The following is an 11956-nucleotide window of genomic DNA, read 5'->3' on the forward strand; positions in this document are numbered from 1 at the left end:
AGCCGAATCCGCCTGTTAAGCCTACCTAACTCTTCTTGCAACCTTTATTAGAATAACCTAGAAGGTTAATTCTTACTTTTTGATTAATGTTTCGCCTGTCATTTCTTTTGGCTGTTCTACCTTGATTAAGTCTAGAACAGTTGGAGCAAGATCGGCTAACTTCCCATCTTTACGTAACTCAAGACCTTCTTCCGTTACGATGACTGGTACTGGGTTTGTTGTATGTGCAGTCATTGGTCCGCCTTCTAAAGTTACTACTTCATCAGAGTTTCCATGATCCGCTGTAATAATAGCTGAGCCACCTTTTGCAAGGATTGCATCTACTACTTTACCTAAGCACTCATCAACAACTTCAATCGCTTTGATTGTTGGCTCAAGCATACCTGAATGACCTACCATATCAGGGTTTGCAAAGTTTAAAATGATTACATCTTGCTTGTCAGCTTCGATTTCATTTACTAATGCTTCTGTTACTTCATAAGCACTCATTTCTGGTTTCAGGTCATATGTAGCAACCTTTGGAGAAGCGATTAAAATACGCTCTTCGCCAGGGAATTCTGCTTCACGTCCACCACTAAAGAAGAATGTAACGTGAGGGTACTTTTCTGTTTCTGCAATACGAAGCTGCTTAAGGCCTGCTTGAGAAACAACTTCCCCTAATGTATTATCAAGGTTTGTTGGCTTAAATGCAACATATCCTTTAACAGTTTCACTAAAATGCGTCATACAAACGAATTCAACGTTCTTAGGGAACTTCTCACCGCGATCGAAGTCACGGAAGTCTTCGTTTGTGAATACATTCGAGATTTGGATTGCACGGTCCGGACGGAAGTTATAGAAGATAACTGCATCTTCGTCATTCACAGTCGCCACTGGAGTACCATCTTCTTTCGTCATAACAGAAGGAAGAATGAACTCATCATGGATACCGTTCTTGTACGAATCTTCTACGCACTCCATTGCGCTCTTATAAGAAGGACCTTCTCCGTACACCATTGCACGGTAGCACTTCTCTACACGATCCCAGCGCTTGTCGCGGTCCATTGAGTAGTAACGGCCAGAAATTGTTGCAATTTCACCTACGCCGTATTTCTCAATCATTTCTTGTGTTTGTTTTAAATAAATTTCAGCTGTTTGCGGTCCAACATCGCGACCATCTAAGAAGCCATGAAGATATACTTTCTCTACACCTTGCTCAGCAGCTAATTTTAATAAAGCAAACATATGGTTAATATGGCTATGAATACCACCATCAGATAATAAACCGAATAAATGAAGAGCAGAACCTTTTTCTTTTACATGGTTAATTGCATGTAAGAATGTATCGTTTTGCTCGAAATCACCTTCACGGATTGCTACGTTTACACGAGTTAAACTTTGGTATACAACGCGTCCAGCGCCGATGTTTAAATGACCAACCTCTGAGTTACCCATTTGTCCTTCTGGTAGACCAACCGCTTCTCCACACGCTTGTAATGTTGCATGTGGATATTTGTTGTAATAACGATCAAAGTTTGGCTTATTCGCTTGTGCAACCGCGTTACCTTTTACTTCATCACGGAATGCAAAACCATCTAAGATGATTAAAGCAACTGGTTTCTTAGCCATTCTTAACAGCCTCCAATAATGCTAAGTAAGATGCTGGCTCAAGGCTAGCTCCACCTACTAAAGCACCATCGATGTCTGGTTGTGCCATATATTCAGTAATGTTCTCTGGCTTAACGCTTCCGCCGTATTGAATACGAACTGCTTCAGCAACGTCAGTTGAGAATGTTTCAGCAACTACTTTACGGATATGTGCACATACTTCGTTTGCATCAGCAGCTGAAGATGATTTACCTGTTCCGATTGCCCAAATTGGCTCATACGCGATAACAGTTTCTTTTAATTGTGCTTCCGTTAATCCAGCTAATGCTTTCTTCACTTGGTCAGCAACTAAATCGAAAGTTTTGCCTGCTTCACGCTCTTCTAATGTTTCACCACAGCAAACGATTGGAATAATTCCGTTCGCAAACGCTGCGATTGTCTTTTTGTTTACCGTTTCATCTGTTTCTGCGAACATTTCACGGCGCTCAGAGTGTCCTAAGATTACATAGCTAACTTTAAGGTCAGCTAATGCAGCTGGGCTCACTTCACCAGTGAATGCACCAGAAGTTTCGAAGTGCATGTTTTGTGCACCTACTTTTAAATCTGTTCCTTCCGTTGTAGCTACTAAACGCTCTAAGAATAAAGCTGGTGAACATACAACAGAATCTACTTTATCAGAAGTTGGAACTGCATTCTTTACTTCTTCTACGAAGCTAACCGCTTCAGAAAGAGTTTTGTGCATTTTCCAGTTACCTGCAATAATTGGCTTACGCATTGAAAAGCCCTCCTCTTATGTTATCTAGAAATAGTTGCCCTTTGCTCATTTCCGTTCCCTACGCTCGAGTGATCAAGTCGAGTTGGGCCCATGCTTCGTAGGGAGTGGAAACGACATCAATATGGCTTACTTATCGTTTAATACATCTACGCCAGGAAGAACTTTACCTTCCATGAACTCTAATGATGCACCGCCACCAGTAGAGATATGGCTCATCTTGTCAGCTAAACCGAATTTCTCCGCAGCTGCTGCTGAGTCACCGCCACCAATTACTGAATATGTATCTTCAGAATCAGCTAATGCTTGTGCTACTGCTTTCGTACCGTTAGCGAATTTGTCAATTTCAAATACGCCCATTGGTCCGTTCCATACAACTAACTTAGAAGACTTGATTACATCTGCATACACTGCAGCTGTTTTTGGTCCGATATCTAAGCCTTCCCAATCAGCTGGAATAGAATCGATATCTACAGCTTTTGAGTTTGCATGTGCGCCGAAGTCATCTGCAACGATTACGTCGATTGGCATGTAGAATTTAACACCCTTCTCTTCTGCTTTCGCCATGAATTCACGCGCTAAGTCTAACTTGTCATCTTCACATAAAGATTTTCCGATTTCGTGTCCTTGTGCTTTCACGAATGTGTAAGCAAGTCCACCACCGATGATTAAGTTGTCAACCATTTCTAATAGGTTTTCAATTACACCGATTTTGTCTTTAACTTTTGCTCCACCAATGATAGCTGTGAATGGACGCTCTGGATTAGAAATCGCCTTGCCTAATACATCTAATTCTTTCTCCATTAATAAGCCAGATACAGCTGGAAGATGTTTCGCGATACCCGCTGTAGAAGCGTGCGCACGGTGAGCAGCACCGAATGCATCGTTCACAAATACGTCAGCTAATGCTGCGAATTCTTTTGCTAATGCATCGTCGTTTTTCTCTTCGCCTGCGTAGAAACGTACGTTTTCAAGAACTAATACGTCACCTTCAGTCATTGTTGCGATTTCAGCTTGAACAGCTTCGCCATAAGCCTCATCTGTTTTCTTTACATCTTTACCAAGAAGCTCTCCTAAGCGAGCTGCTACAGCAGTTAGACGCATATCTTCGTTTACTTGGCCTTTTGGACGACCTAAGTGAGAAGCTAAGATTACTTTTGCACCTTGCTCCATTAAGAATTGAATTGTTGGAAGCGCTGCGCGAATACGAGTTTCGTCAGTGATCTTTCCATCTTTCATTGGTACGTTGAAGTCTACACGACAAAAGACGCGTTTACCTTTCACATCAATATCACGAATGCTTTTCTTGTTCATTGAGATAACCTCCGTTTAGCATATGTCCGAATCATTTCTATATCTTCTAGCCTGTTTAGGGAATATCCCTATAGAACATATAAAAGTTTCGATTAATATAATAGCCATTTTTTCGAATACATCTAGTGTATTTCTATCTGTTACCTTCAGCCATTCACTGGAAGGTATGGGTCACAAAAAAGTGTTGGGCTTTGACTACGATCGTGCATCCACTTAGGTTCTGACATATCCATATGAATTATTCAACAACCAGCCTGTTTAGGGAGTATCCCTTGGTTGATAAACAGTAACAAATGGAAGGGTAGTCCCGTTCGCGCTATGCAACTAGTTCGTCTCTCCCGAAGGAGCTTGCTTCCCATCGCCTATTCCATTTGAAGGTGCAGGTCGCAAAAAAGTGTTGGGCTTTGACTGCGATCGTGCATCCACTCATGTCGAAAAGGCTTAAAAAAGAAAAGGGGGAGGGATCATTTTCCCTTCCCCCTTTTGTTACAGGTTCTATTTTACCTTATTAAAGGTTAAAAATTAAAGACCTTTAGAAGCGATGTATTCAACAAGGTCTACTACGCGGTTAGAATAACCAGACTCGTTGTCGTACCAAGAAAGTACTTTTACCATGTTGTCTTCCATTACCATTGTAGATAATGCATCGATTGTTGAAGAGTTAGGGCATCCGTTATAGTCAACTGATACTAATGGCTCTTCAGAGAATCCTAAGATTCCTTTTAAGTGGCCTTCAGAAGCTGATTTGAATGCAGCATTAACTTCTTCAGCAGTTACGTTCTTCTCTAATTCAACAACTAAGTCTACTAATGAAACGTTAGCAGTTGGAACACGTACAGAACCACCGTTTAATTTACCTTTTAATTCAGGTAATACTAATGATACAGCTTTCGCAGCACCAGTAGATGTTGGGATCATGCTTACCGCAGCTGCACGAGCACGACGTAAGTCTTTGTGTGGTAAGTCTAAGATTTGTTGATCGTTCGTGTAAGCGTGGATTGTGTTCATCATTCCACGTTTAACGCCGAAGTTCTCATGTAATACTTTCGCGAATGGCGCTAAGCAGTTTGTAGTACAAGATGCGTTAGAGATAACGTTATGGTTAGCTGCATCGTACTTGTCGTTGTTAACACCCATAACGATTGTGATATCTTCGTTAGAAGCTGGTGCAGAGATGATAACTTTCTTAACTGATCCACCTAAGTGTTTCTCAGCGTCTTTCTTATCAGTGAAACGGCCAGTAGATTCTACTACTACTTCTACACCGTAGTCGCTCCAAGGTAATACAGCTGGGTCACGCTCAGCGATAACTTTAATTTCTTTTCCGTTAACAACGATGCTGTCGCCGTTTACAGATACTTCAGCGTCAACGCGTCCGTGAACTGAATCATATTTTAATAAGTGAGCTAATGTGCTAGCGTCTGTTAAATCGTTGATTGCTACTACTTCTACGTTAGGGTTTTTTAAAGCTGCACGGAATACTACACGTCCGATACGGCCAAAACCGTTAATACCAATTTTAGTTGCCATTTGAGTTTCCTCCTTGGTTTTCCTTACATTTCCATAAGGTATAGGTTTTATATATTAAGGGTTATAAATCCCTTAGTAACTCTTTCGCTGCTCCTTCATCTGTTATCAAGATGGAATTATGGCCTTTCTTCATAAACGAAAGGATTGCCTTTCCTTTTGAAGTGCCTCCAGCCACCGAAATAACTGTTGGAACATGTTTCAAATCTTTTAGTTGCATCCCAATCGTTAATACTTTATGAACAATTTCACCCTGCTCATTGAAGTAATAACCGAATGCTTCACCAACCGCTTGCCCTTGTTCGATCTTCATTAAGTCTTCTGCTGAAGTATTACGACGCTTCGCCATCGTGAAGGCTTCTCCGATTCCGTGAATAACCATATCACTTGCTTTAATCAAGTCCAATATTTGCTTCACAGACGGCTCTTCAACGATAGATGCATACGCTTCGCTACTTACTTGATCTGGTACATGGAGTAAACGATGTTGTCCTAATGTTTTCTGTGCCATATTCGCACAAATCGTATTCGCTTGATTCGCAACATCTTCACCAAGCCCACCTCTTGCTGGAACGAATAGAAGATTTCTATCTTTGTCTTCTGGCTTCATCATTTCAGCAACTTCCGCTAATGTTGTTCCACCAGTCACAGCAACGATATTATTTGCGGTAAAATGCTTCTTTATACACATTACAGCTGCACGAGCCATCTCTTTCTTGACCCATGGAGATTCGTCACTATCGCCAGATACAATAATAATTTGTTTGACGTTCAACTTCTCTTTCAGCTCTTCCTCTAGCGTTGTTAGACCTGTCAACTTTTTCATGAACTCTTCTAACGCCACTAGTAACATCGCGCCTTCTTCCGTAATTGTCATTCCTGAAGCTTCAATGTTGATCAAATGTTGCTCTTTCAGAAATAATACCTCACTACGCAAAACTCGCTCCGTCAATCCTAAACTTGCCGATAAACTACGTCGACCAATTGGCTGCATAATTCGTATGTACTGTAGGACTTTGTATCGACTTTGCATAACAGGTAGTAGATCAGGCAATAATTTTTTTTGATACTTTAACAAAGAATCCATCTTCATTACTTCCTTTTCCATGTTATATCAGCACGTTTCCACAAGACGTGGACTATTAAAGTCCCTCTAAGACATTTTATGTCCCGGTCTTGCAAAAAAAATTATCCCTGCTACGAATTCATTGTAACAGGAATAGATAACTCATTCAACCTTTTCCAGTTAAAAATATTTGACTATTTTTTGTCGGAGGTGCTCTTCTTTAATAATGCCATAGGCTAACACCTCTTCACTTACTTCGATAACCGGGATCATAATTTGATACTTCTCTAACAATACATCATCGGTATAAATATCAATTTCTTCAATCTCAAATGTCATTTCCTCCTGCAATTTGTGCAACACTTTCTTTGCATCCTCGCATAAGCAACATTTATCTTTTGAATACATTTTTAGTTTTACCATATTTTCCTTCCTTTATGTATTAATATGCTTTTCTTTTTGAAGATGATGGAATATGTAGCTGTTCTCGGTACTTCGTAACAGTTCTTCTTGAGATAGTAACTCCTTCTTGTGCCTTAATCACATCTGCAATTTTTTGGTCAGAAAGAGGCTTCTTCTTCTCCTCTTCCTCAACAAGCAGCTTAATAACGTACTTCATTCGTGTCGAAGAAACCGAATCATCATCTGTTGTCGCTGCCTGACTAAAAAAGAATCTCATCTCATATACACCAAGTGGAGTTTGTACATACTTTCCTTTTACGGTCCTACTTACCGTTGATTCATGAACGTCGAGCGCATCTGCGACTTCCTTCATTGTTAATGGTTGCAAGAAAAGTGGTCCCTTCTCAAAGAATGCTGTCTGTCGTCTTATCATTTCTTGCATCACATTTGTAATCGTTCTTCTTCGTTGCTCTAAACTTTTTATAATCCAATCTACTTGTCTATACTTCTCTTTTACATATGAAGCTACTTCATTATCACCATGACGCATAAGCGATATATATTCCTCTCCAATTGAAATTGTTGGAATATACTTTTCATTCAACTTCAAAACAAAATTTTCTCCGTCCTTCGTAACAATCGCATCAGGAATGGCATACGTTGGTCTCTCCACATGAAACGCAATACCAGGCTTCGGCTGCAACGATGTAATAAGATTCATTGCTTCTTTTATATCATCTACCGATACTTTACACTGGGATGCTAACTTCTTCGTATTCTTTGCGACCATTAAATCAAAATGATTTGCGATGATTTCTTGCGCTACTGTATGTCGTGGATGAAGGCGTTGTAACTGTAGCAATAAACACTCTTGTATATCTTTTGCACCAATACCAGCTGGGTCAAAAGAGTGAACAATCGCAAGAACTTCCTCCACCTCTTGCACCGAAATAGTAAGATGGGCTGCAATATCTCTCACACTTTCTTGTAAGTAACCGTTACCATTAATAGTGAAAATAATATACGTCGCAATTTTCTTCTCTCGTTCCCCCATGGATGTATCTTGTAATTGCTGTTCCAAATAATCATGAAGTGACATCTCTGCCCCACGAAATAATTCTACTACATCTTCTACTGAGTGTTTCATAGACTTTGGCTTTGATTGAATAGAAGTAAATTCTCCTAATTCAATAAGAGGATTTTCGGCTGCCTGCTCATGCAGAAATTGATCAAGCTCTTGAATATTATATTGTAGTAAATGAATCGCTTGACGTAGCTCTGCAGTCATCGCTAGTTTTAATGACTGTTCTTGAAGTAATACTGTTTTCAACCTTGTCTCCCCCATCCTTTTGCACATCGTTTTCTCCATTTTACAATATTAAGAAAAAAAGTAGAACGCAATATTCGAATTTTTCTACACTGTAACCCCTTACTTTTTGGTACAATAAGGGAAGAGATAAAAAAGGACATTTGAACCATGTTGTTTTTCCTATTTTTTACTTTCAAAGGTCTAGACAACTAAACAGTTGTTATATGCATATACTATTTTGCAAGGAACGTCCGAGGGGTGATACATAATGACAAGAAAAGAACTTATTTATGAAGCTGTCAAACAACATCAAACAACAGGAGGTATAAGCGCTGCTGAGATTGCGAATATTCTAAATTTAGACCGTGCAAATGTGAGTAGTGACTTAAATAAGTTAACAAAAGAAGGCCTATTATTGAAGACAAATACTCGTCCTGTCCGCTTTTCTACATCAACACTAATAGAAGAACAAGACGCACCAACATTACCAGCATCTGATCAACCTAATCCTACTATTCCAGCATTCGATGTATTTGCGAATAATAATAAGAGCTTACAAACAGCAATTGAAATTGCCAAGTCCGCCATTCTCTACCCACCACATGGTATGCATTCACTTATTCTAGGTGAAACAGGGGTTGGTAAATCAATGTTTGCCTCTCTTATGTATCAATATGCACTTGAAGTAGAAAAATTAAAAGAACAAGCACCATTCATTACCTTTAACTGTGCCGATTATGCGAATAATCCACAGCTTTTATTAGGACAACTATTCGGTGTCAAAAAAGGAGCATATACAGGTGCCATTGATCAAAAAGGATTAATCGAAAAGGCAGATAATGGTATTTTGTTCCTAGATGAAATTCATCGTCTACCTCCCGAAGGTCAAGAGATGCTCTTCACCTTTATTGACCGTGGTATTTATCGACGACTCGGAGAAACAGAAAGTGAACGTCAAGCAAAAGTACTCATTATTTCTGCAACAACAGAAGATCCAGAGTCATTTTTATTAAAGACATTTACAAGACGTATCCCAATGGTAATCACACTTCCGTCTTTAAAAGACCGTACGTATGAAGAACGCTTTACGTTACTGAAATCATTTTTCTCGGAAGAATCTGTTCGCTTAGGAAAAGAATTATATGTGACTGCTAACTCGATGCGTGCTTTCTTGTTCTATCATTGTCCAAATAATATTGGACAATTAAAAGCAGATGTCCAAATCGCATGCGCAAAAGCATACGCTGACTTTGTCACAAAACGAAAGCCAGACGTAACAATTAGTAGTTCTGACTTACCTTGGTATGTGAAAGAAGGATTATTTATTGAGAAGAAATTAGGATCTATTTTCCCGATTCCGAATCAAGCATTCTTATTTAGTCCAACAGAAGGATTGCAACAGCACGATATTGATATATACCAAGAATCCGTATATGACCGCATCGATCATAAATATGAAGAGCTGAAAGTACGGGGGATTGATAATAAAGAACTTGGTGTCTTAATGGAAAATGATCTACAAAGTTACTTCGTTCATTATATTAAAGAAATGAATAAAAAGATGAGCAAAGAAAACATGCTCAAAGTCATTGAACAACATATCGTGGAATTGACAGAGAAAATCATTCACCTAGCTGAGACTAATTTAGGGAAAACATTCGATGAAAAACTATTTCTTGGTTTAGGATTACACATCCAAACGACACTGCAACGTATTCAATCCGAGAAACAAATCTATCATCCGAACTTAAATAATATTCGTTCGTTACATAAAAAAGAATTCAATGTGGCACTAGAATGTATTCATATCATGGAAGAAACCCTTGGCGTTACCTTTCCGATTGATGAAGCCGCATTTTTAACAATGTTCTTTGTACTCGAACAACCAAAAACACAACATTCAACTATTAAAGTACTCGTTTTAGCACATGGAAACGGTATTGCAAGTGAAATGGCGAATGTCGCAAACCAGCTACTTGGAACAGAAGACGTAGTCGGTATTGATATGCCTCTACACGAATCACCAAAAGAGTTTCTAGAACGAGTGAAGAACTATGTAAAAAGCTTAGGAGTAATTGACGGGCTCTTTATCCTCGTAGATATGGGATCGTTAACATATATCGGAGAGATTCTCTCTACCGAGTTCAACATTCCTGTCCGCGTCCTTTCGATGGTAAGTACACCACACGTACTAGAAGCATCTCGAAAGGCGAAAATTGGATATAATTTAGACTCGTTATATGAAGATGTTAAAAACTTAACGTCCTTCTACTTGCATAACCAATCAAAGAAGAAGGAAAATGACGACCCATTAACATCCGTTATTATTACAGCGTGCTTAACAGGAGAAGGTAGCGCCATCGCTATTAAAAACATGTTGCAAAACTACTTGCACTATAACGAAGATTTAATTGAAATTATTCCACTAAGCATTGTAGACGAAAAGGATTTAGTACAAGTTGTTCATACAATTGATAAAGAGCGAAACGTTCTCTGTGTTGTAAGTAACTTCAATATCGAATTACCTTACTTAACATTCCACTTCCAAGATATCTTGAACATGAAAGGGACAAAACAAATTCAAGAATTGATTACGCACGAAGAAGCGTACATTAAGATGGGAGAAGCATTACAAGCACAGATGAACATGACAGACAGTAATCGTATGATTAAGAAGGTTCGTCAATGTTTAAAAGATATCCAACAACAAGCAAATATTTACTTAAATCAAGAAAATTTGATGGGTATCGTTCTTCATTTATGCAGCATGATTGATCGTCTGCAAAAACAACAAGAATCTATCACATATAAAAATAAAGAAGCAAAAATTAACGACCATTACTTATTGTACATGCGTGCGAAAAAAGCATTGGCAAATATTGAAGAGCAATTTCACATTACCATTCCCAATGATGAAATTTGTTATATCATGGATTTCTTCTTACGTATTGAAAAGAGAGAAGTTACCACACCTGAATAAATAGGGGAAATCCGCTCCACTTAGTTGGAGCGGATTTTTTATTTCCGTTTCTTACGGAACACTTTTTGTACAATTTCCTCTACTTCTTCTCTCATCTTCTTCAGTTTTTCATCAGCCTCTCCAGCATATCGCTCAATTTCGTCTAAAAAAGTTTCTTTCCTCGTCGGTGGCTCCACTACTTCTGTAGATACCTCTTCGCTTTCCACTACTTTCTTATCCTTTCTTTTAAACACCTTCTTTTGCAACACTTCTATTTCTTCATTTAACCGTTTCATCTGATCATTGAATTTTGCTTCTTGTCTTTTTATATTTTCTACTAATGATCCTTGCTTCTCTTGCGCAGATGGTACTTCTTCAGTTGATGTTTCTATTTCTTCATCGGTAGTCTCTGCCTCAAACCGCTCTTTTTTATATTTCCCTTTAAAAACTTCTCTTTTCAACACTTCTATCTCTTCATTTAACTCATTAAGCCGATTATCAAACTCTGCTTCTCGTCTCTTTATTCTTGCAAGTAATGTTTCATGCTTTTGCTCTTCCATCTTCCCCCATCCCCTCCACTTTTTCATGCTCTTATCCACATCATATGCATAGGAAGAGGTGCTGTGTACCACTGTTCCAAAAGAAAAACGACCTTCCCCCGATTCATTATCAAGAGAAGGTCGTTGCTTCTTATTTTTATTTCTCCAAGCGTTGGTACAATTCAACGAACTCAATCGCTAAATCTTTCACGACGATCGCATTCATTAAATGGTCTTGTGCATGGATTAATAATACGTTAATGTTGTGCGCTTCACCGCGTGCTTCTGCTTGAATAAGCGATGTTTGATGATGATGCGCTTCGTTTAATTCTTTCTTCGCTTCAGCAAGTTTCTCCTCTGCAATTGCGAATTCACCCTTTTTCGCATGCATTAAAGCTTCCATTGCCGAACTTCTTGCGTTACCACTGTGTAAAATTATTTGAAACGAAATTTGTTCAATTGTTACCATTTTTACTTCACT

Annotated in this window: 10 protein-coding genes; 1 reads left to right on the top strand and 9 read right to left on the bottom strand. The window is 38.9% G+C overall.

What is annotated here, in order from left to right; genetic code table 11:
• Window positions 1–72: 72 nt before the first annotated feature.
• The 7 genes from gpmI to rpoN all read right to left on the bottom strand — a co-directional run bounded on the left by gpmI (window position 73) and on the right by rpoN (window position 7998).
• Window positions 73–1608 (bottom strand): 2,3-bisphosphoglycerate-independent phosphoglycerate mutase, encoded by a 1536-nt coding sequence (gene gpmI / locus IEV41_RS16825; protein WP_188389663.1) that lies wholly within the window; start codon window positions 1606–1608, stop codon window positions 73–75.
• Window positions 1601–2362 (bottom strand): triose-phosphate isomerase, encoded by a 762-nt coding sequence (tpiA, locus tag IEV41_RS16830; protein WP_188389664.1) that lies wholly within the window; start codon window positions 2360–2362, stop codon window positions 1601–1603. Before tpiA ends, gpmI begins: the two co-directional genes overlap by 8 nt.
• Window positions 2363–2488: 126 nt before the next feature.
• The gene (locus tag IEV41_RS16835; protein WP_188389665.1) at window positions 2489–3673 is read right to left on the bottom strand and encodes a phosphoglycerate kinase; all 1185 of its coding nucleotides are present in this window, start codon (window positions 3671–3673) and stop codon (window positions 2489–2491) included.
• Window positions 3674–4195: 522 nt separating this feature from the next.
• A complete protein-coding gene (gene gap / locus IEV41_RS16840; protein WP_188389666.1) occupies window positions 4196–5203 on the bottom strand; it encodes a type I glyceraldehyde-3-phosphate dehydrogenase in 1008 nt (335 codons plus the stop codon).
• Window positions 5204–5264: 61 nt separating this feature from the next.
• Window positions 5265–6287: a sugar-binding transcriptional regulator gene (locus IEV41_RS16845; RefSeq protein WP_188389667.1), complete on the bottom strand. Its 1023-nt coding sequence runs from the start codon at window positions 6285–6287 to the stop codon at window positions 5265–5267.
• Window positions 6288–6446: 159 nt separating this feature from the next.
• Window positions 6447–6689, bottom strand: coding sequence for a glutaredoxin family protein (locus tag IEV41_RS16850; protein ID WP_188389668.1), 243 nt, complete (start codon window positions 6687–6689; stop codon window positions 6447–6449).
• Window positions 6690–6708: 19 nt separating this feature from the next.
• Window positions 6709–7998 (bottom strand): RNA polymerase factor sigma-54, encoded by a 1290-nt coding sequence (rpoN, locus tag IEV41_RS16855; protein ID WP_188389669.1) that lies wholly within the window; start codon window positions 7996–7998, stop codon window positions 6709–6711.
• A 247-nt stretch (window positions 7999–8245) separates the two neighbouring features.
• Here rpoN and IEV41_RS16860 point away from each other — a divergent pair, with 247 nt between their 5' ends.
• Entirely contained in the window at window positions 8246–10957 is a 2712-nt protein-coding gene (locus tag IEV41_RS16860) for a sigma-54-dependent transcriptional regulator (RefSeq protein ID WP_188389670.1), read from the top strand.
• A 38-nt stretch (window positions 10958–10995) separates the two neighbouring features.
• Here IEV41_RS16860 and IEV41_RS16865 read toward each other — a convergent pair whose 3' ends face one another.
• Together IEV41_RS16865 and IEV41_RS16870 are read right to left on the bottom strand one after the other, a co-directional pair.
• Window positions 10996–11523, bottom strand: a complete 528-nt coding sequence (locus IEV41_RS16865) for a hypothetical protein (protein ID WP_188389671.1) — start codon at window positions 11521–11523, stop codon at window positions 10996–10998.
• A 109-nt stretch (window positions 11524–11632) separates the two neighbouring features.
• Window positions 11633–11944, bottom strand: coding sequence for a PTS lactose/cellobiose transporter subunit IIA (locus tag IEV41_RS16870; RefSeq protein WP_188389672.1), 312 nt, complete (start codon window positions 11942–11944; stop codon window positions 11633–11635).
• Window positions 11945–11956 lie beyond the last annotated feature (12 nt).

Origin of the sequence: Priestia taiwanensis, assembly GCF_014638355.1 — a bacterium.
Lineage (GTDB): Bacteria > Bacillota > Bacilli > Bacillales > Bacillaceae_G > Priestia_D > Priestia_D taiwanensis.